Origin of the sequence: Flavobacterium xueshanense, assembly GCF_900112975.1 — a bacterium.
Taxonomy (GTDB): domain Bacteria; phylum Bacteroidota; class Bacteroidia; order Flavobacteriales; family Flavobacteriaceae; genus Flavobacterium; species Flavobacterium xueshanense.
The window spans coordinates 88,092-110,326 of the sequence record NZ_FONQ01000011.1 but is presented as its reverse complement, the minus strand read 5'-3'; the positions used below and the strand labels follow the sequence as shown (position 1 = coordinate 110,326).

Here is a 22,235-nt window from a genome sequence, read left to right as displayed (position 1 = left end):
TGTTTGTTTGTTTGTTTTGAAAAAAAACAGAGCGAAGATTACTATGTAAACGCTCTGTTTTTTTTAATATAATACTACCAAGCAGTAGCTAAATAGGGGAAAGTTGTTCCAAAAGCTTTGTCATTTGCATTCACGTTGTCTTTAGTAAGATTAGGATTAGATGCTCCAGTAGAACCTCCAAAAATCAATAATAATTCAACGTCAATTACATCATCTGCCAACGCTCTTCCTGTTAAAACATTTGTTCCATCAAAGAAAGTTGTTTTAGCAGTTTTTGATACATTTAGTACATCCGTAGACAAAAGACCCGTAAACTGAGCTGCCGTTTGTCCTAAAGCATTAGTGGTAAAGCCTGAATTTAAAGCCAATAATCTAGATTGGAAAATAGATTGATATTTAGCTCCCATTGCTGAAGGAATTGCAGCATTAAAATCATCCTTAGGCTGTCCTGAAGCAATGAATACAGTATTAATTGCTGGTCTTGCCATTTGATCTTGCTGTACAAATGTTCCTGTGAAATTAAGATTAGCCTCAGGATAACTATTTGAATCGTCGTTATCACAATTTACTGAAACAACCGCTGCTACCAGTGCGATTGCTATAATTTTGAATTTATTTGTTTTACTCATGATGTTTGTATTTAAGTTTTTTTGAGAAATCGTTACTCTGCGATTTCATAATTTAAATTTAAAATGTTATTGTTTTTTCTTAGTTTCAGCCCAAACATTTAATGTGCTTGATGTACCTAACATTGCTTTTGGAACTTCTACGATCAATGACATAACGTTCGTCCCTGCAAAAGTATCAACACCTGGGCTTTTAAATCCTGTTGCAGTCCCTGCAAGAATTGCTCTAAACTGACCTAAATCAAAGAAGAATGGATCGTCTCTTGGTCCAGCAAAAAATTTCATTCCATTTTTTTCAGCAGTTAATGCTGCAGTACCGTAAGATGATATTGCTACACTTCCAGAAGCTGCCGCCGTTTTAATAGTACTTGTGGTACCTGTAGTACCTGGAGCAACTGGCCCAAAGAAATACATTTTGTCATCTCTTTTGATCGCTTGAATTACTAGATCTTCAACATTATCCCCATTATTATCAATGTTGATTTCAATCATTACATTTTCATCGAATTTTGCCGCAGCAGTTGCACCTGGACTTAACAACCCTTGTGTGTTTACAGCAAATACTAAATTACTAGTGTTCTGACCTTGAAAAGCATAGACATCAGTAATATCAATAGCACTTCCTGATGCAGTTAATGGAGCATCAATGTGATCCGCAGCTACTAAAATCAAGCCTGAAACCGCCACTAGCGATAGACCTAAAATCATTTTTGTTTTTTTCATTTTGATAAAATTAAAAGTTTATACCATCATTTACGGGTAAGTATTCGATTTGGTTTTATAAAACATAAAAAAAAATGAATTTTTTTATCAAAATATTGATAAACAATGCCTTACAACTTAAAAAAAATACATTTTTTTGTAACTTAAAATTTATTTTAATGTTGGTAATCATAAAATATGGCATTTGTAAATAAGAATGTATAAGTTTGTATTCGTTAAATAATAAGATATGAGTCAAGAAGAATTATTAGTATTAATTTATAAGAAAGACGAAAGGGCATTTACACATCTTTACGATATGTATTCTAAAAGTTTATTTTCGGTTATAAATGTTCTTGTAAAAAACAGAGAAGAAGCCGAAGATGTACTTCAGGATGTATTTGTCAAAATCTGGAAAAACATTGATTCCTACCATGAAAGCAAGGGAAGATTCTACACTTGGATTCTGAATATTGCCCGGAATACTTCTATTGACAAACTGCGTTCTAAAAATTTTAATAACAGTCAAAAAAACCTTTCTACTGATAATTTCGTAAATCATTTTGAAGACAGTTCTAAACTGGTCGACAAAATGGATACTATAGGTTTACAGGATTTTGTAAAAAGGCTGAAACCAAAATGTATTCAAATAATTGATTTACTGTTTTTTAAAGGCTATACCCAACAGGAAGCTTCGGATGAATTGGCGATTCCTTTGGGAACAGTAAAAACACAAAATAGGAATTGTATTAATGACTTAAGAAATTATTTGAAAGTATAATGGAAACAAAAGAATATATAGAATCAGGAATCCTGGAACTCTATGTTTACGGTTTACTTAATGAAACCGAAAACGAAGAAGTAAATACCATGGCAAAAAACAGTCCGGAAATACATGCGGAAATTATCGCTATTGAAAAAGCCATTATTGCTTTATCGTCAAGCTTTTCACCGTTTCATTCTGTTGCCAATTATGAGAAAATTAAAGCTAAACTGGAACTCAAACATGCTGAAGTCATACAATTTGAACCTAACAAGAACAGGTCTCAATATATTGGATGGGCAGCTGCTGTGTTGTTATTAGTTGGTATTGGCTACCAATTCAATCAACTGAACCAAACCGCAACACAAGTAGCTAATACTGAAATTGAGAAAGCCAAATTAGAGAAAGAATTTAATGTCTTAAAATTAAAAAATACGGCTAATGAAACGAGTTTAGCGGTTGTGAGAGACACTAAAAACACAGTTGTAGCTCTTGGAGGACAGGCAGTTGCTCCTGAATCTTCAGCGAAAGTATACTGGAATCAAGATACTAAAGTAGTTTATATTGATGCTGCAGGTTTACCGGAACCACCTGAGGGAATGGTTTACCAGGTTTGGGCATTGAAATTAAGCCCGTTGCCTCCTACCAGCATTGGATTATTAGAAGATTTTGATGCAAATGAACAAAAATTATTTGCGGTAAATAATGCTAACGAGGCTGAAGCTTTTGGAATTACACTTGAACCTAAAGGTGGAAGCTTAACTCCTACCATGGAACAATTATGTACGTTAGGAAAAGTCTAAATAACATATTTTTCTAATTAAAACAAAAAAGGTTCAACCGTAAAGTTGAACCTTTTTTCATAGCAATCAAAAAAATATTATTTCTTATAATACTTCTTATATTTTGGATATGAAATAGCTCCAAATAAAGTTATTACCCCTAATGAATACCATATCCAACTTAAAGAATGTGCTTCGCCACTAGCGTAAGAATGTAATCCAACTAAGTGAAAATTTACACCATAATACGTAAACAGAATGGATATAAAAGCAAACATACTCATCAAATTGAATATCCATTTTCCACGTAAAGAAGGTACAAATCGAGCATGAATTACAAATGCATAAACCATAATACTGATTAAGGCCCAAGTTTCTTTTGGATCCCATCCCCAATAACGTCCCCAACTTTCATTAGCCCATTGTCCTCCAAGGAAGTTTCCGATAGTCAACATAATTAAACCGACTGTTAACGCTAATTCGTTTATATAAGTGATTTCCTGAATATTCAAATCCATTTTGGCTTTGTTTTTTTCATTGGTAAACAAAATCAGTAATAATGAAACTGCTCCTAAAATCATTCCTAATGCAAACGGTCCATAACTTGCCACAATAACCGCCACGTGAATCATTAGCCAATACGAATTTAGTACCGGTTGCAGATTTGCAATTTCCGGGTCAATCCAGTTTTGATAAGCAGCCCATAGAATCATTGCGGTTACGAATGCTGATGAAGCCACAGTAAGTTTTGATTTTCTGTCAAAAGCCAAACCGAAAAACATCGTTGCCCAAGCAATATATATGATTGATTCGTACGCATTACTCCAAGGTGCGTGCCCGGAAATATACCAACGAGCAATTAAGCCAACTGTATGCACTATAAATAATAATCCTATAATAAAATGCATAATATTTACTGCTCTAGCTAATATTTTGCGCTCTTTAAAGATCTGTAAAATAGTCAAAAACAACATCAAAATAGCCGCTAATATATACCAGAACGGTAATTTTTGAAAAACATCATACTTATTATACAATATCTCTGTCGTTATTTTTTCTTCACTTGGTCTTACTTTGCTACCAAATCGTTTTTGGAAACCATTCATGCTTTCCAGCAGCTCATCGGCAGTTTTGTAATCATTAGATGTTGAAGCGTTTGCCAAAGAACCAAAATACAAAGGCAATACATTTTTAGTATAGGTCGCTTCCATTCCTTTGAAACCTGCTTCATTAAGTTCTAAATAAGAAACCCATTTGTTATTTTTATCATCCGGAATTGGGAAAATCTTCAATATTCGTCCGCTAAGCGCCGATTCCATCAGATTTACTTTTTTATCAGTTTCGATAAAACCTTTTTCAAAACTATTCGGATTGGCAGTCTTGAAAGCACCCTCTAAATAAGGAGACAATTTATAATTCCCTTTTTCATCAAAAAAAGCGACAAAAGGAGCGTATTTTGCTTTTTTATCGATACCAATAATTTTTCGGATACTATCGTTTTCCGGTTTAATATAGATAATTGGAATTTCAATCCAATAACTCGCATATTGTGTCATGGACAAAAATACCTGATCAGAATTCATTCCGTTATAAGAATCATCATGACTTACTTTTCGCAATAATTCTGATGAAAACGTATTAATCGGTTTCATCCTACCGCCACCATCTTGAATTACCAGTTTACCAAATTTAGCTGCATTCGCTTCAGGAACTTTATATTTAGTGATTAAAGCATTCAGTTCATCCTGACTGAGTACTTTTTTGGTGTGATTCGCATGAGTTGCTGGTGCAGCTTCGGCTTCCGTATGCGCATGTCCTTCGTGATCCGCGTGATTGTGTTCCTGTTCTTGTGCAAAGCTATTGAAACTGAACAGCAATATTAAAATAGTTAATAATTTAGCTTTCTTAGTTTTAACCACTTCCAGTTTGCGTTTAATATCCGCAAAACGGGAATATTTAGTAAACATAATCGCCATCATTGCAAAATAAAGCATGAAATAACCGCTGTACGTAATTGCAGTTCCCCAGAAATCGTGGTTTACAGATAATATGGTTCCCTTTTCGTCAGGATCGAAACCGGATTGAAAAAAGCGATATCCATCATGATCCAAAACATTATTCATATAAATTCTGGCATCAAAAGGTTCTTTGTCCTCCACAGTCACCTTACTTTCAAACGAAGAATAACTTTTCTCCGTTCCCGGATATTTCTGTGCGATAAAATCATTCAACTTTATCTTAAAAGGCAATACATACGCTTTACTTCCATAAAAAAAAGTATAATCAATTTTTCCAATTTTAACTGTTTTAGCTTCTCCAACTTTACCTTTGGAACCTAAAACGGTCACCGTTTGTTGTTTCCCTTCGGCCATAACTTTTACAGTAATTGCATCCTCTTGGCTTTTAGCTTTAAAATCATTATCCGATTCATAATCAACAATTCCTTTTACCGCGGGATCTGGAAATACAAATCGCATTTCGCCAATGCTATATAATGAACGCATCATTAATGGTTGCGCATTATCCTTAGTTACTTTACCCTCTAATTTATCCGCCATTCTCATAAAATTACCTTCAAAAGGTGTTTGGATTGTATAAGCAGTTCCGGTAGTATTGATGTTTATCGCACCATCTGTAAATTTATTTAAGGAAAATAATACGTTGTGAATGTTTTGTACTTCGCCATCTTTCAAGAAATGCTCGTGACGCCCGCCATCTCCAGCTTCTACAATTTTCAAAAACAAAGTACCTGTACGATCTGGTTTGATGTATTCTTTAGCTCCCATGATAAAATTTTCATATTCTACTTCAAATGGAGTATCGGCAAACTTTCCTGAAATGCTAAAATCATTATTTGTTGCCGGAGAAAGCAATACTTGTTTTTCAAAAACCCTGCGTTTCATTTCACCTTTAAATTCACCGTCTACAAAAACAGTCAGAAAGGTTTTATCTGAAAATATCTGATTTTCCGAAGCGCCTTCTCGGATGGGCATCATCCCTTCATAACTGATGTAACGCGTTACAAAAGCACCCGCAATAATAAAGATAAAAGATAAGTGAAGCAATAATGTAGCCCATTTTTCTTTCTTTAAGAGTTGATAACGCTTGATATTTCCAATGAAATTGATAACGAAAAATACGTGAATGGCTTCAAACCACCAGGCATTGTAAATTAAAATTTTTGCGGTATCGGTGTTGTATTTACTTTCGATAAAAGTTCCGGTAGCCATGGCAACGGCATAAGAAATAAATAAAAAGGCCATTAATCGTGTAGAAAACAAAAAAGAGAATATTTTTTTATCCATTTTTATGGGATTATGTTTTGTAAAAGTGTCACAAAAGTACTTAAAAATGTTGACTTTTATATTCTGACATTTGTTAATTTAAACCAAAATTAAGAATGATTTACAAACCCTGAAAAGGCTCTTTTTAGGGCTAAATTCAATTTTTCACCCGCGTAAATTTCGAACAAAACTCTTAATATTTTTTTGCTAATTTTGTCCCATGGTCAAAGTAGTAATTATTGGTTCCGGTAACGTAGCGCAACATTTGATTGCCGCTTTTCAAAATGCTAAAATTCAGGGGTCGGAAATTGAGCTGGTTCAAGTTTATTCCAGACAAACAGAAAGTGTTTCCTACCTGATCGATTTGAAACAGATTACAAATGATTTAGATACTTTGGCGGAGGCTGATTTATATATTATTTGTGTATCGGATGATGTGATTGCAGCGCTTTCTTCACAACTTCCGTTTAAAAATCGTTTGGTGGTGCATACTTCAGGGAGTGTTTCGTTGAATGTTTTGAATGAAAACAATCGTAAAGGGGTTTTTTATCCTTTGCAAACCTTTACCAAAAACAAACCTGTAGATTTCAAAATAATCCCAATTTGTTTAGAAAGTGAAAATGCTTTTGATTATCAATTATTGGATAAAGTAGCCAAATCAATTTCTGAAAAAGTTTTCGCAATAAATTCAGAACAACGAAAAGCCTTGCATGTATCGGCGGTTTTTGTCAATAATTTCACGAATCATTTGTACCAAATAGGTCAGGAAATTTGCCAGGAACATCAGGTTCCTTTCGAAATTCTGAAGCCTTTAATCGCTGAAACCGCTAATAAAATAATGATACTTTCTCCCGAAGAAGCGCAAACTGGTCCTGCAAAACGAAATGACACTGCAACTATTGAAGCACATGAAGCTTTTTTATCACAGGCGAATCATTTGAATATTTATAAAACACTAACACAATCAATATTAAAGAATGGCAAAAAGTTATAAAGAAATAATGAACGATATCACTACTTTTATTTTTGATGTCGATGGCGTACTAACCGATAGCTCTGTTTTTGTAACCAATGAAGGAGAAATTTTGCGTACGATGAACATTCGCGATGGTTATGCGATGAAAGCTGCTGTTGAAAGCGGTTATAAGGTGTGCATTATTTCGGGCGGAAGTAATGAAGGTGTTCGGGTCAGACTTCGAAATCTTGGTATCACAGATATTTATTTGGGCACACCCGATAAAGTGGAAACCTTTGATGAATATACGGATGTTTACCAAATAAATCCAGAACATGTTTTGTACATGGGCGATGATATTCCTGATTATCATGTAATGAAATTAGTAGGATTACCAACTTGTCCTCAAGACTCAAGTCCAGAAATCAAAGCCATTTGTAGCTATATTTCACATAAAAATGGTGGAAAAGGCGCTGTGAGAGACGTAATAGAGCAAGTTATGAAAGCACAAGGAAAATGGATGGCTTATTTTGACGGGAAACACGATTAGTAGTATTTTAAATCTTAAATTATAAATTTCAAATAAAATCTGTGGTTCCATTTCTAAAACTCATCCGATACCAAAACCTGCTATTGCTCGCTTTTATGCAGCTTATTTTTAGGTACGGATTTTTTAAAATTCAAAAAATTCCTCTGGCATTAGCGGATTGGCAATATGGCTTATTAGTTTTATCAACCGTTTTGATTGCTGGTGGTGGATATATCATTAATAATATTTTTGATCAAAACACGGATGCAATCAACAAACCCAATACCGTTGTTATAGGCAAAAGCATTTCGGAAACGCAAGCCTATAATTTATACATTGGACTTACTGCAACGGGCGTGGCGATTGGTTTCTATTTATCAAATGTTATAGCCAAACCGGGTTTTGCATCTATTTTTATTCTGATTGCGGCGACACTTTATTTGTATGCCACAAGTCTGAAACAAATGATGCTCGTTGGTAATATTATTGTTGCATTGTTGCTTTCCTTTAGTGTAATTCTCATTGGTATTTTTGATTTATATCCTGCGACAGGAATATACAATCAGCAGCAAATGGGATTGTTTTTTTCTATATTATTAGATTACGCTATTTTTGCTTTCATGATTAATCTGCTTCGGGAAATTGTAAAAGATATTGAAGATACAGATGGTGATTACAACCAAGGAATGAACACCTTACCCATTGCAATAGGAAAATCCAGAACTGGAAAAATAGTCTTTGGATTGAGTTTTATTCCACTTTTTTTTATTTTATTTTACACTAATAAATACTTGTTCGAATTACTATTCGTTACAGTATATCTATTGCTTTTTGTTGTAGGTCCTCTGATTTTTTTTACTGTAAAAATGTGGTCGGCTACATCGAAAAAAGAGTTGCACATTTTGAGTGTACTTTTAAAATGGATTCTGCTTTTTGGAATCCTGTCCATTGTTGTTATCAGTTTAAATATGAAATATAATGCTTAGAAATAAATTAAAAAAATACCTTTTAATTCTGGCTTCGGGTTCACCCAGACGCCAACAATTTTTCAAAGATTTAGACTTAGATTTTGAAATTCGATTGAAAGAAATCGAAGAAATTTATCCTCCGGAATTAAAAGCTCATGAAATCACTAATTATTTGGCTGAACTTAAAGCCAGCGCTTATGAAGGAGAATTAAATCCGAATGAAATTCTGATTACCAGCGACACCATTGTCTGGCACAATGACAAAGCTTTGGGTAAACCAAAAGACGAACAAGATGCTTTTGAAATCTTAAAATCATTATCGAATGCTACTCATGAAGTAATCACTTCCGTTTGCTTTAAAACCAATGAAAAAGTCGAAATTTTACACGAAATAACAAAAGTCACTTTTAATGAATTAAGCGAGGAATCCATTCGATATTATTTAGAAAATTACAAACCGTATGATAAAGCGGGTTCGTATGGCATTCAGGAATGGATTGGTTTCATAGGTGTTTCAAAAATTGAAGGTTCTTATGCTAATGTGATGGGAATGCCAACGGATAAAGTGTACGAATATTTGAATAATTTAGCGTAGTCATTTTATGGAAATCTCATTAGTACACGAATACACCAGAGAATTAATTGCCACCGGAGTTTTAGGGATTCTGCTGATTATATTGCGGATAATTTCAACAAAACTGGTGCGTCGCTACGCAAAATCAAACCAAACGCTGGAGCACAGAACCAATTTAGTCATCAAATACATTCATTTATTTATTCATATACTAGTAATTGTTGCTTTAATAATAATTTGGGGAGTACAGACTAAAGATATTTTTATTGCTCTTTCTTCAATTACAACCGTTGTAGGAGTTGCCATGTTTGCCCAATGGTCTATTTTGAGTAATATTACTTCCGGTATTATTTTGTTTTTTTCTTTTCCTTTTAAAATTGGTGACGTTATAAAAATTCACGATAAAGATTTTCCAATTGAAGCCGAAATTGAAGATATTGGTGCTTTTCATGTTTTCTTGAAAACGATTGATGGGGAAAAAATTATTTATCCCAATAATTTGTTATTGCAAAAGGGAATATCCGTTCTAAAAAATCATTTTGAAAATAGAGAATTCGTAGATTAATTTATAACTTTATGAATGCTAATGTTATTTTCAATAATAAATCTATCAATTGGGACGTGACAATTATATAACTATTGCTGAAAAATATGTAAAACTTTAATTTTTTTATTACCGCATATTTGACAGTTGAATAATAATTAGTTTAAAATACAAAACAAAAAAGAAATGAATGACATCTTAAAATTTCCATTTTATGCTAAATTATCCTTGACTTTGTTGGGTTTAATTGCTATTATCTTTATTTTTTATATTGGTCAAGACATATTGATTCCTGTAATGATGTCGTTTTTATTTGCCATTTTGTTGTTTCCCATTGTTCAGTTTTTCAAATCAAAACTTCGTTTTCCACATGTTCTGGCAGTAATGATTGCCGTGATACTATTTGTTTTAATTTTCATAGGTCTTTTTGTGTTTCTATCCTTTCAAATCAGTGATTTTGCAGATGATTTTGATAAAATAGAAAGAAATATAAATATTCATCTTAGGAATATTCAGTTTTTTGTGAGAGATAATTTTCATTTAAGTTCAAGAGAACAAAAGCAGTACATGGATACTGCTACTCAAGATTCGATGGAAAAAGGGAAAGAAATTATTGGAACTACCCTAATGTCATTTACGGATACTTTAATAAATTTAACTTTAATTCCAATTTATACTTTTTTAATTCTTTTGTACAGAACTCATTTTTTACTGTTTTTATCTAAACTAGTCAAAAAAGAAAATCACGAACAGTTAAAAAGTATTTTAACAAATGTAAGAGTAGCAATCAACAGTTACATTGTAGGTTTGATTATCGAAATGATTTTAATTTCAGTAATGACAACGCTCGGATTTATGCTTATTGGTATGAAATACGCCATTTTATTGGGAATCATTACAGGAATTCTAAATCTAATTCCTTACATAGGAATTCTTTTTGCCGGTGTTTTAAGTATCGTAGCTTCATTAACCGGTTCACCTGATTTATCAATAATTGTGGGTGTAATTGTAATTACGATCGTCGTTCAGCTAATTGATAATAATTTGATTGTTCCTTTGATTGTAAGTTCTAAAGTTGAAATAAATGCATTTATATCAATTGTAGGAATCATTATTGGCGGAGCAATTGCCGGAATTTCAGGAATGTTTTTAGCACTTCCGATACTTGCTGTTCTCAAAGTGATTTTTGACCGAGTAGAATCATTGGAGCCTTGGGGTTATTTAATGGGCGATCATTTACCTAAAACCTACACTTGGCGTAAAATTAAATTACCGTTGTTTGATTCTGAAGCACCATCGGAAAAGATGATAATCAAAGCTGATGTTGTTGTTCCGGTTTTTACCGAAACGACTACTGAAAATGCCTCCAATCAAACTGATAAATAAATGGGTAACCATTAACCAAATCAGTTTATAATGCTGAATATCTTTAAATCTTTACGCAATCATTAAGACGTTTTCTTGAGATTTTCTTACTCTTTTACAGTAGATTCTTTGACAATGTATAAAAAAATAAAACTGGTATTGTTTCTTGTGTTCATTTGTTGTTCTCATATTTCTTATGGGCAAGAAATAGAGACTGGAAAAGATTCAACCAAAGTTTATTCTACTATTAAAAATTATTCCAAAAAGAATAAATTTACCCGATTGATACATAAATTATTTTTTAAATCGCCATTGATAAAATACGAAATAACAAAAGAAGTCCAAAAAAATTACAGCGGTTTTGAAGGCAAAATTATAAGAAACATTACTATTCTTACACTCGATCCTTTTGGGTATTCTGAAATTGACACTTTAAAAAAGCCTAAAAATTGGGCGGAAAGAAATGGGAATAAAATCCATATTAAAACCAATCCACTGACAATAAGAAATTTATTGCTAATCAAAAAAAATAAACCGTTTAATTCTTTATTAGTGAAAGAATCGGAGCGTTTAATACGAGCGCAAAGATTTATAAATCGGGTTGATATTGTACCTAAATTAATTACAAATAGCCCTGATTCTGTAGATATTGCTATCCGAGTTTTAGATTCTTGGAGTTTGGTTCCACGAGGATCAATTTCAAGTTCAAGAATTAGTTTTGGATTGAACGACCGTAATTTTTTAGGTTTAGGACATCAATTTGAAAATAAAATAAGAAATAGATTCAGTGACGGAAAAAGTGCCTACGCAGTTGCTTACACTATTCCTAATATAAAAAATACCTTTATAAATACCAAAGTCACTTACCAAATTGATTTAGACGGTTATTATGGAAAAAGCATCGCTGTTGATCGCCCTTTTTATTCTCCTTTGACAAAATGGGCTGGTGGAGTTTATGTCGATCAACAATTCAGAAAAGACACCCTACCCGACACCAATTTAGTTTTTGCCTATCAGAATTTCAAATTCAATACACACGATTTTTGGCTTGGACGTGCTTTTAGAATTTTCAAAGGTAATACTGAAAGTGAAAGAACGACAAATCTTGTTGCAACAGGACGGTTTTTACATATTAAATACCAAGAAAGTCCCGTTTTTGAATATGATCTCGATGATTTTTATTCGAATGAAAAACTCGCTTTAGTTGGAATTGGTATTTCATCACGTAAATTTATAAGAGACCGCTTTATTTTCAAAAACGGAATTATTGAGGATGTTCCCATTGGAAGAAATTACGGAATAACAACCGGCTACCAATATAAAAACAGTTCTGGACGATATTATTTGGGTGGTCGCGCCTCCTTCGGGAATTTTTACAAATATGGTTTTTTAAGTGCTAATTTGGAAGTGGGAACTTTTTTTGAAAAAGCCACTACCAAACAGACGGCTTTTTCTTTTCAGGCTAATTATTTCACCAATCTGTTAACTCTTGGAAAATGGAAATTACGACAGTTTGTTAAACCACAATTAGTTATTGGATCAAACCGCATGGATGCAATTGGAGATCAACTTTCAATTAATGAGAATTATGGTCTCGATGGTTTCACTATGGCAGAATATGGGACCAAAAAAGCTTTAATGACTTTGCAAACCCAAGCCTACGCTCCATGGGATTTTTGGGGATTTCGTTTGAATCCTTTTTTTAATTATTCAATTGCTTTACTTGGGAATTCAAAAAAAAGCTTGACGGAAAGCAAAGCGTATTCTAAAATTGGGATTGGGTTCATCATAAACAATGATTATTTAGTCTTTAGTTCTTTCCAAGTTTCCCTTTCCTATTATCCTACCATTCCCGGAAATGGCGAACACATTTTCAAATCGAATGCATTTGAGACAACAGATTTTGGCTTTCAGGATTTTGAATTAGCAAAACCAAGAACTGTAATTTACAAGTAAAAAAACTAAATCAGCAGTACAATTACAAGCAATCAAAATCTTAAAAATGCTAATTTTAAAAAAAATACAAATTACACCTCAATGAAGTTTACGTAAATTATATAATTAATTACGTTAATAGTGTAAGTTTTTGTAGCGTATTATTTTTTACTTTTATCAAATATAAATTTTTAATTAAAACCAAAAGAAATGAAAAAAGTTACCTTTTATTTAATGATGATGGTATTGTCATTGAGTATTGTTCCTACGCAAATGTTGGCTGCTGAAAAAACTCCAACTTCGGTTTCAAGTACCCCAAAAGAAGTTCCTGCTGAAGTTAAAGTATTGCTTAATCGTCTAAACGAAATAAAAGCAATGGACAAGTCTGAATTGACTTCAACAGAGAAAAAAGAATTACGTAAAGAAGTTCGTGCTATCAAAGCAGAATTAAAATCTACAGGAAATGGTGTTTATTTATCTGTTGGAGCTATTATTATCGTTATTCTTTTATTGATTCTTTTGTTATAAGCCAATAAAAATTAAAAATAAAAATCAGGAAACGGTCAATCGTTTCCTTTTTTTATACAATCTACATTCAATACAAACCCTATTATTTAAGCTTGGCACAGTTCTTGGCTTTGATAAAGAAAATCGTGACTTAAATAGTACTTATAAAAAGATTATTAATTAAAATTAAAAAAGATGAAGACATTAAAATTAATCGCCGTAGCTATAATCCTTTTGGCATCAACCAATATGATGCAGGCACAAGTTTCAGTAAATGTAAATTTAGGAAGTCCTCCATCATGGGGTCCTGCAGGATACTCCGCAGTAGATTATTATTATTTGCCAGATGTTCAGTCTTATTATGATATAAAAGCCAGGCAATTTATTTATTTAGGTGATGGACGATGGATACGTTCCAGAAATTTACCTACCCAATACAGAAACTATGATTTATACAATGGCTATAAAGTAGTATTGAATGATTATCATGGTTCAAAACCATATAGTAACTTTAAGAATCATAAAGTTAAATATTTCAAAGGGTATAAAGGTAGTCCACAAAAAACAATAGGCACCAGAAAAGTTGTGGTTCGTAAAGCTTCATATAACCATGGAAACAAAGGAAATGATAATGACAACAAAGGAAAAGGAAACGATGGTCATGGAAAAGGAAATAAAGGACATGGTAACGACAAGAACTAATACGTGCATAACCTGCTAAAAAAAAGAACCTCAAAGCGAGGTTCTTTTTTTTTTGGGAAAATAATATAGGAATCAAATCTTAAAAAAAAGTTAATTATTTTACGTTGGCACAGTTGTTGCCAAACTACAAATAGAAAATAAAAAGAGTCCCAATAAATAATTACAATTAAATTTAAAAAGATGAGAACACTAAAATTAATCGCCATTGGAATTATCCTTTTTGCCTCCAGTACAATACAAGCGCAAGTTTCAGTAAATGTAAATATAGGAACAGCTCCATCTTGGGGTCCAGTAGGATATTCGAACGTAGACTATTATTACTTACCTGATGTTGAATCCTACTATGATATTAGAGCCACACAATTTATTTATTTTGGTGGTGGAAGATGGATTCGTTCCAGACAGTTACCTAATCAATACAGAGACTATGATCTATACAATGGATACAAAGTAGTATTAAATGATTACCATGGTTCTAGACCTTATAACAACTTTAAAAATCATAAAACCAAATATTATAGAGGATACCATGGCAGAGAACAAAGAAATATAGGGTATAATAACGATCGCAGAATTTATGTGAATAACAGACAATATGATAACCGTAAACAATATGACAACCGGAGACAGTATAGCAGTCATAGAGAAAATGATGATTACAGAGAAAATAATGATCATAAAAAAAATAAGAATTATAAACATGGACGTGGACATGGACGTGGAGACGATAGAGATTAAACCTTAAAATATTGTCAAAAATAAAGAGAGAAAACTACAATTAGTTTTCTCTCTTTTTTGTTTAATCGAACTATTATTCTTTAAAGAAAACTAAAAAAATTTCAGAAAAAAATATTTAATTCCTACATTTGAAGCTATTGCAAATTAAATTTAAAAGAATGCAAAAAAAACTCAGTTTAGTCATTACAGTAATTCTGGTTTGTTTTCAAATTACAACTGCGCAACAACCACAAAAATTAAATTCCGTTGAAATTTATTATCAAATTGAAAAGCTTAATTTTCTAGGTTCTGTACTTTATATAGCAGCGCACCCAGATGATGAAAATACCCGATTAATTTCTTATTTATCCAATGAACAAAAAGCAAGAACAGGCTATTTATCGTTGACACGCGGTGATGGTGGCCAAAACTTAATAGGAACGCAACTACGGGAATTATTGGGGGTAATACGAACACAAGAACTTATCGAAGCCCGAAAAATTGATGGTGGAGAACAATTCTTTTCCCGTGCCAATGATTTTGGGTTTTCCAAAAATCCAACAGAAACCTTAGAAATTTGGGATAAAGAGAAAGTATTGGCTGACGTTATTTGGGTCATCCGAAAATTTCAACCCGATGTAATTGTCAATCGGTTTGATCATCGATCTCCAGGAACTACACATGGTCATCACACTTCGTCGGCAATGTTGAGTGTCGAAAGTTTCAAACTTGCCAACAATCCAACAATTTTTCCAGAACAATTGCAATTCGTAAAACCTTGGCAAACCAAGCGTCAGTTTTTCAATACTTCTTGGTGGTTTTATGGAACTATCGAAAAATTTAATGCCGCTGATAAAAAGAACCTAATTGCAATAGAAACTGGAGTATATTATTCCGGATTGGGAAAATCAAATCAAGAAATAGCAGCATTAAGTCGCAGCCGTCATCAATCGCAAGGTTTTGGCAGCACTGGTGCACGTGGCGAAGAAACAGAATATTTAGAGTTTATAAATGGAAGTGCTACAATAGATAAAAAATCATTATTTGAAGGAATCGATACCTCTTGGAACCGCGTAAAAGGAGGAAAAGCAATCGGAGAATTATTGACAACCATCAAAGCTGAATTCGACCATAATAATCCTGCGGCAAGTATTCCAAATTTGGCGAAAGCCTACACTATGATGAAAGCTTTGGATGAAAATCATTGGGCACCATTGAAATCTTCATCCATAAAAGAAATTATAGCAGCCTGTTCGGGTTTGTATCTTGAAGCCGTAGCTCAAAATCAGGAAGCCACTCCCGGAAGCATTATTAAACTGAAGCTCGAAGCCATTAACAGAAGCTCCGTACCCATTCAATTAACGAGTGTGACCGATCTGCCAAATCAAATTACTGCACCTCAAAATCGGGATTTAAAAAACAATATTCTAAACAATATAAACTTGGATTTGAAATTGCCCGAATCAATTAACTACACACAACCGTATTGGTTAAAAGAAAATGGAACCGTGGGAATGTATGCTGTAAATCAGCAACAAAATATAGGAATTCCAGATATTATTAGGGAAACTAAAGTGGTATTTAACGTTCAAATCACCGGAATAGAAATCCCATTTGAGCGAACTGTTGTTTATAAATACAATGATGATGTAAAAGGCGAAGTGTATAATTATCTAGATATTGTGCCTGAAGTTACCACTTCAATAATTGACAAAGTACTGCTTTTTAAAGACACCAAAATTAAATACGTAGGCGTAAAAATTAAAGCTGGGAAAGATGCCGTAAAAGGAAATTTGCAGCTTGAACTGCCTCAGAACTGGAGTGTTTCTCCAAAATCAATTCCTTTTAATATCCAAAAAAAGGGAACCGAACAAATTGTCTATTTTGAAGTAACGGCGCCAAACAAATCCGAAGAGGCAATAGCAAAAAGTGTTGCAATTATTGATAATAAACGATTTGACAAAGAGCAAATCATCATTAATTACGATCACATCACTAAACAGCAAGTTTTAAAATCGGCTGAAGCCAAATGCATTAAAACGGATTTAAAAACAAATGGTGAAAAAATCGCATACATTATGGGTGCCGGAGATGAAGTTCCTAGTAGCCTGACTCAACTAGGCTATACTGTTACGCTACTTAAACCTGAAGAAATAACACCTGAAAAATTAGAAAATTTTGATGTTGTCATAACTGGTGTTCGTGCTTACAACACCGTTGCAGCGCTAGCAAACAAGCAAAACATTCTTTTTGATTTTGTAAAAGGTGGAAAAATAATGCTCGTTCAATACAATACTGCCGGTGATCTTGTAACCGATAATATCGCACCTTATCCGTTAAAACTGTCCCGCGATCGTGTAACGGAAGAAGATGCCGAAGTCCGATTTTTGGCAGCAAACCATCCGGTTTTAAATTTCCCAAATAAGATTACCTCTGAAGATTTTCAAGATTGGAAACAAGAGCAAGGTTTGTATTATCCAAGTGAATACGACAAAGCCTTCACTCCTATTCTATCTTCAAATGATAAAGGAGAGACGCCAAAAAATGGTGCTTTACTGATAGCTCCATACGGAAAAGGCCACTACATTTATACAGGTTTAAGCTTTTTTAGAGAATTACCTGAAGGCGTTATCGGTGCCTATAAATTAATTTCAAATATTATCTCATTGAAATCATCCGAAACTATTCCTGCACAAAATATTAAGCACTAACGCTACCAAAAATGGAAACAAAAAAAATAAAAACCTGGAAAAAGAACTACACTTGGGTGCTTGTGGCCAATGCTATTTACATCTTGATCTTTTGTCTCATCATGAAATTATACTCTTAGATTATGCAATTATTTGATTGGATTATACTCATAGTGACATTACTGTTCATTGTAATTTACGGTGCTTGGAAAACCAAAGGAAGTAAAAATGTAGAAGACTTTATTCTGGGAAGTAACGAAACACCTTGGCACGTCGTGGGACTCTCCGTGATGGCGACCCAAGCGAGTGCAATTACGTTTCTTTCCACTCCGGGACAAGCATATCATGACGGAATGGGATTTGTACAATTCTACTTTGGACTGCCTATTGCAATGGTGGTAATTTGTGTCACCTTTATACCTCTATATCACAAATACAAAGTTTACACTGCTTATGAATACCTCGAAAAAAGATTTGATTTAAAAACTCGTTCCCTTGCAGCCATTCTTTTCTTGTTCCAAAGAGGTTTAGGAACAGGATTGACCATTTATGCGCCAGCGATTATATTATCGGCACTACTGGGTTGGAATCTCACTTACATGAATATTATTATTGGAATGTTGGTTATCATTTATACTTTTTCGGGCGGCACAAAAGCAGTGAACGTTACTCAAAAACAGCAAATGTTTGTTATTATGTCCGGAATGTTTATCACATTCTTTCTGATATTGCATTATTTACCAAATGATATGACATTTACCAGCGCGCTGCATATTGCCGGCGCGAATGACAAAATGAACATTGTCAATTTCTCTTTTGACCCGGAAGAAAAATATACTTTTTGGAGCGGAATCACAGGCGGTTTTTTCCTTGCTCTGGCTTATTTTGGAACGGATCAATCTCAGGTAGGACGTTATTTATCAGGAAGATCTGTTCGGGAAAGTCAAATGGGACTGATTATGAACGGACTTTTAAAAGTACCGATGCAGTTCTTTATTTTACTTACCGGAGTAATGGTTTTTGTTTTTTTTCAATTCAATCCTGTACCGTTAAATTTTAATCCAAATAACAAAGCCATGATTGAAAAATCGGCTTACAAAGGCGAGTATAATGCTTTGGAGAAAAAACTAGACGATTTATCGGAGGATAAAAAAGTGATTAATCTGTTGTACATCGATCAGCTCAATCAAGATTATGACAATCCAATCCTTCGAAAAGAATTAGTGGCTTTGTCAAATAAAGAAAAAGATTTAAGAGATCGAGCCAAAGAAATAATTGTGAAAGCTGATAGCAATAGCGAAACGAATGACAAAGATTATGTGTTTTTTCACTTTATTCTTAACTATTTACCCAAAGGACTTATAGGATTACTGCTGGCTGTCATCATTTCAGCAGCAATGTCATCTACCGCTTCCGGACTGAATGCATTGGCATCCACTACTGCAATTGATATTTACAAACGAAATGTCAAAGAGGAAAAATCAGAAAGACATTACCTTTATGCTACCAAATTCTTTACCTTATTATGGGGTATTATTGCGATACTTTTTGCCTGCATCGGGACGCTGTTTGAAAATTTAATCCAATTGGTAAACATCATTGGATCTATATTTTACGGAACCGTATTGGGAATTTTCCTGGTTGGTTTTTACATACACAAAGTTCAATCTAAAGCTATATTTTACAGTGCTGTTGTCAGTCAACTTACTATTTTTATCATTTACTATTACGCTATTTACATTTTTCCAAGCGGTGAAGAAAAACTTGGGTATTTATGGCTTAATTTCATCGGAGCAATGTTAACGATAGTAATTTCGTTGTTATTACAATGGACGATTTTCAGAAAACAGAGAGCGATTACTGCTTAAATAAAAGTACTGTCCCTCTTTCATTTCTGAACTAAATGATTGTGTTTTAGTTTCTAAAATCTATTAACTTAAGATTTGCAAATCATATTGATAGTATCCTTTTATTTTTAAAAATACTGGAATATTTATTGGTAATATTGTAATTCCGACGAAGAAAGAATCACACAATCTAAATAACGTAAGGAGATTTCCCTTTCTTCAAAATGATAAACCGCGCGGTTGTTTATCAAGGTAATTACAAAAGTAAAATGGTATTAGGCGCTACATTTAAAATGATAATTGCTTATTTTTTAAACAAAAAAAATCCCGTTTCATCTATTTGAAACGGGGTTTTTTTGTAAAAGAGTTTATATAATTAGTTCTTACTCCACTCCGCGATACTGTCTTTATTCATTTTTACGTAATCTTGGTTTTTAGCCATTTCAGCCGCCGCAAGAGATAATTTCGCAGTTTCGATTGCTCCTTTTTTATCTCCAAGTTTGGCTTGAATCAATGACTTCAATCTGTTATACCAAAACGGTTTGTCTTTAGTCATGTCCAATGCTTTATTTACATAAACCAAAGCTTTTGCATTATCGCCATTTGATTGAAATAAAAATTGAGCGGCAGAAAAATAATCTGCAGCAGCTGGTCCGGCTAATGCTTTCTCAATATTAGCTGTTGCTTTTTGTTGTGTAGGCACTTCAAATTTTAACGCTGCATACGAGTTCTCCCAGTATATTTCTAAAAAGGCAAAATTGTTATCTAAACCATTAATTCCAATAGTAAATGTTTCCACACTTTTATTTAAAGTTTCTGGCTTAACAGTTGCTCTAAGTGCTACATTTTCTTCTTTCCACTCTTCAGGATTACCCCAGTTATCAGTAGTTTTATAAAAAATTATTTCCCAGCTTTCTATTTTTGGAATCGTGTACAACGAATATTTTCCTTTTTTCAAAGTTTTACCATCAATAATCACATCGTCGCTAAAAGATACGGTTGTGTTTTCATTCGCTCCTGTTCTCCACACTTTTCCAAAAGGAATTAAATTACCAAATACGGCTCTTCCTCTTGCACTTGGTCTTGAATAATTAATTTCTACATCTGTCAAACCTACTGCTTGCATGATGGTAGATTTCGGACTTGATTGAGGTGTTTTAACTTGTGCCTCGACGGTGAAATTTGCTATAATAATGGCAAATACAATGATTATTTTTTTCATGTTTTAAATTTTTATATTTCCAAATTTACAAATTCAGTGGCTTTCTATTGTTAATTATTTCTTAATTTAGACTGAATATCCTTAAGCATTTCAAAACCCAATTCGTTAAAATGATTAATCACAACATCAGCTTCCGATAAATCTTGCGCTTCAGAATGAATACTGTTGTAACCCACACAAAAAATCCCGGCAGCTTTCGCCGCTTTTATTCCATTCGTACTGTCTTCAATGACAATACAGCTTTCTTTTGAAGCAATTGACAAACTAGCGGCATGTTCAAAAATAGCAGGATGTGGTTTCGATTTTGGAAAATCTTCTCCGCTTACAACATGCGTAAAATAGTCATGCAATTTAAACCGGTTAAACACTCGCTCAATAGTAACTTTGGAAGCCGAAGAAGCCAGAATCAACTGCATTCCGTTTTGATGCAATTCTTTAATAAAACTTTCAACACCTTCCAGTAATTCCAAATCAGCCTTACTGTCAAAAGCTTCATTAAAAATGTTGCGTTTTCTTTGAATCAAATCTTCAACTTCGTGTTCAATTACGAAAACCTCTTTCAATTTCTGAAAAGTATTTCGAGTCGAAAAACCAGTAAATGAGGTGTACATTTCCTCCGTAACAGTAATATTTAATTCATTAAATTGTTTGAAATAAGCATAACGGTGTACGGGTTCAGTGTCGACAATTACGCCATCCATGTCAAAAATTACGGTTTGTATCATTTGAAATTATAAATTATGAATTATGAGTTTTAATATCTAAGACGGAGGCTAAAAAATGAATACTATTTCTTTACCAAATAACGAATCACGGTTTCTGCAGCGTACAAACCAAATAATCCCGGCATGTAACTGTTTGTTCCGTAAAATGACTTTTTAAAATTGGACCCGTCGGTCATTTTTAAACTCGTCTCATCTTGAATTTCAGAAGAAAAAACCACTTTCAATTTATCAATTTTAAATTCTTTCAATCGTCTCCGGATGGTTTTAGCAAAGAAACAATTCACTGTATTGGTAATATCCGTTACTTTCACTTTAGAAGCTTCCATTTTACCGCCCGCGCCCATACTGCTGATGATTTTTACTCTTTTTCGCTTGGCGCCAATAATTAAATTTAACTTAGGAGTGACACTGTCGATGCAATCCAAAACATAATCAAACTCCTCTGAAACAATTTCGAAAGCGCGCTCCGGCGAAAGAAATTCTTGCACGCGAGTCAATTTCAACTCTGGATTGATGTCCATTAATCGATCCCCAACAACGGTAATTTTGGGATGTCCCACAGTAGAATGTAAAGCAGGTAATTGTCGGTTTACATTAGTAATGTCAACTACGTCACCATCTACAATAGTCATATTTCCTACTCCTGCTCTCGCCAAAAATTCAGCCGCAAAAGAACCAACACCACCCAATCCTACAACCAATACATTTGCATTTTTTAAATTATCTAAACCTTCTTTTTTAAATAAAAGTTCGGCTCTTTCTGTCCACTCTGCCATTATTTTTTGTTTGTTGTTTATA

The 22,235-nt window shown here is 33.4% G+C and carries 20 protein-coding genes; 14 read left to right on the top strand and 6 right to left on the bottom strand.

Translation table 11 applies throughout. The annotated features are described in order from the left end of the window. Positions 1 to 74 precede the first annotated feature (74 nt). On the bottom strand, positions 75 to 629 hold the full coding sequence (locus BMZ76_RS11250; protein WP_091206314.1) for a DUF4331 family protein: 555 nt from the start codon (positions 627 to 629) through the stop codon (positions 75 to 77). 66 nt (positions 630 to 695) lie between these two features. Beyond that, complete coding sequence (locus tag BMZ76_RS11245; RefSeq protein WP_091206312.1) at positions 696 to 1,349, bottom strand: DUF4331 family protein; 654 nt, start codon at positions 1,347 to 1,349, stop codon at positions 696 to 698. Positions 1,350 to 1,578: 229 nt separating this feature from the next. Here BMZ76_RS11245 and BMZ76_RS11240 point away from each other — a divergent pair, with 229 nt between their 5' ends. Beyond that, a complete protein-coding gene (locus BMZ76_RS11240) occupies positions 1,579 to 2,109 on the top strand; it encodes an RNA polymerase sigma factor (protein ID WP_091206309.1) in 531 nt (176 codons plus the stop codon). Then, the gene (locus tag BMZ76_RS11235; RefSeq protein ID WP_091206304.1) at positions 2,109 to 2,894 is read left to right on the top strand and encodes an anti-sigma factor; all 786 of its coding nucleotides are present in this window, start codon (positions 2,109 to 2,111) and stop codon (positions 2,892 to 2,894) included. The genes BMZ76_RS11240 and BMZ76_RS11235 overlap by 1 nt, the downstream gene beginning before the upstream one ends. Positions 2,895 to 2,971: 77 nt before the next feature. Here the strand turns inward: BMZ76_RS11235 and ccsA are convergent, their stop codons facing one another. Then, on the bottom strand, positions 2,972 to 6,178 hold the full coding sequence (ccsA, locus tag BMZ76_RS11230; RefSeq protein WP_091206301.1) for a cytochrome c biogenesis protein CcsA: 3,207 nt from the start codon (positions 6,176 to 6,178) through the stop codon (positions 2,972 to 2,974). Between the two features lie 199 nt (positions 6,179 to 6,377). Here ccsA and BMZ76_RS11225 point away from each other — a divergent pair, with 199 nt between their 5' ends. The 12 genes from BMZ76_RS11225 (at position 6,378) to BMZ76_RS11170 (ending at position 19,511) form a co-directional block, all read left to right on the top strand. Then, positions 6,378 to 7,151: a Rossmann-like and DUF2520 domain-containing protein gene (locus BMZ76_RS11225; protein ID WP_091206298.1), complete on the top strand. Its 774-nt coding sequence runs from the start codon at positions 6,378 to 6,380 to the stop codon at positions 7,149 to 7,151. Beyond that, the gene (locus BMZ76_RS11220; protein WP_091206293.1) at positions 7,135 to 7,662 is read left to right on the top strand and encodes a KdsC family phosphatase; all 528 of its coding nucleotides are present in this window, start codon (positions 7,135 to 7,137) and stop codon (positions 7,660 to 7,662) included. Before BMZ76_RS11225 ends, BMZ76_RS11220 begins: the two co-directional genes overlap by 17 nt. Before the next feature lie 95 nt (positions 7,663 to 7,757). Further along, positions 7,758 to 8,627, top strand: a complete 870-nt coding sequence (locus BMZ76_RS11215; RefSeq protein ID WP_244281801.1) for a geranylgeranylglycerol-phosphate geranylgeranyltransferase — start codon at positions 7,758 to 7,760, stop codon at positions 8,625 to 8,627. Next, on the top strand, positions 8,620 to 9,204 hold the full coding sequence (locus tag BMZ76_RS11210) for a Maf-like protein (protein WP_091206287.1): 585 nt from the start codon (positions 8,620 to 8,622) through the stop codon (positions 9,202 to 9,204). Before BMZ76_RS11215 ends, BMZ76_RS11210 begins: the two co-directional genes overlap by 8 nt. A 7-nt stretch (positions 9,205 to 9,211) precedes the next feature. Further along, complete coding sequence (locus BMZ76_RS11205; protein ID WP_396230409.1) at positions 9,212 to 9,748, top strand: mechanosensitive ion channel domain-containing protein; 537 nt, start codon at positions 9,212 to 9,214, stop codon at positions 9,746 to 9,748. Positions 9,749 to 9,913: 165 nt separating this feature from the next. Continuing rightward, a complete protein-coding gene (locus BMZ76_RS11200) occupies positions 9,914 to 11,113 on the top strand; it encodes an AI-2E family transporter (RefSeq protein ID WP_091206284.1) in 1,200 nt (399 codons plus the stop codon). 261 nt (positions 11,114 to 11,374) lie between these two features. Then, positions 11,375 to 13,048 (top strand): BamA/TamA family outer membrane protein, encoded by a 1,674-nt coding sequence (locus BMZ76_RS11195; protein ID WP_317615069.1) that lies wholly within the window; start codon positions 11,375 to 11,377, stop codon positions 13,046 to 13,048. Between the two features lie 189 nt (positions 13,049 to 13,237). After that, positions 13,238 to 13,555 (top strand): hypothetical protein, encoded by a 318-nt coding sequence (locus BMZ76_RS11190; protein ID WP_091206277.1) that lies wholly within the window; start codon positions 13,238 to 13,240, stop codon positions 13,553 to 13,555. Between the two features lie 174 nt (positions 13,556 to 13,729). Next, positions 13,730 to 14,236, top strand: a complete 507-nt coding sequence (locus BMZ76_RS11185) for a hypothetical protein (RefSeq protein WP_091206274.1) — start codon at positions 13,730 to 13,732, stop codon at positions 14,234 to 14,236. 180 nt (positions 14,237 to 14,416) lie between these two features. After that, entirely contained in the window at positions 14,417 to 14,974 is a 558-nt protein-coding gene (locus BMZ76_RS11180; RefSeq protein ID WP_091206270.1) for a hypothetical protein, read from the top strand. A 158-nt stretch (positions 14,975 to 15,132) separates the two neighbouring features. After that, positions 15,133 to 17,664 carry a PIG-L family deacetylase gene (locus tag BMZ76_RS11175; RefSeq protein WP_091206265.1) on the top strand — a complete coding sequence of 844 codons (2,532 nt, stop codon included), beginning with the start codon at positions 15,133 to 15,135 and terminating at the stop codon, positions 17,662 to 17,664. Between the two features lie 122 nt (positions 17,665 to 17,786). Then, positions 17,787 to 19,511, top strand: a complete 1,725-nt coding sequence (locus BMZ76_RS11170; protein WP_091206261.1) for a sodium:solute symporter family protein — start codon at positions 17,787 to 17,789, stop codon at positions 19,509 to 19,511. A 355-nt stretch (positions 19,512 to 19,866) separates the two neighbouring features. Here the strand turns inward: BMZ76_RS11170 and BMZ76_RS11165 are convergent, their stop codons facing one another. The 3 genes from BMZ76_RS11165 to BMZ76_RS11155 all read right to left on the bottom strand — a co-directional run bounded on the left by BMZ76_RS11165 (position 19,867) and on the right by BMZ76_RS11155 (position 22,213). Further along, the gene (locus BMZ76_RS11165; RefSeq protein WP_091206257.1) at positions 19,867 to 20,712 is read right to left on the bottom strand and encodes a DUF2911 domain-containing protein; all 846 of its coding nucleotides are present in this window, start codon (positions 20,710 to 20,712) and stop codon (positions 19,867 to 19,869) included. Between the two features lie 50 nt (positions 20,713 to 20,762). Then, positions 20,763 to 21,437: an HAD family hydrolase gene (locus tag BMZ76_RS11160; RefSeq protein WP_091206254.1), complete on the bottom strand. Its 675-nt coding sequence runs from the start codon at positions 21,435 to 21,437 to the stop codon at positions 20,763 to 20,765. Positions 21,438 to 21,499: 62 nt separating this feature from the next. Further along, positions 21,500 to 22,213, bottom strand: a complete 714-nt coding sequence (locus BMZ76_RS11155; RefSeq protein WP_091206250.1) for a tRNA threonylcarbamoyladenosine dehydratase — start codon at positions 22,211 to 22,213, stop codon at positions 21,500 to 21,502. Between the last annotated feature and the right edge of the window lie 22 nt (positions 22,214 to 22,235).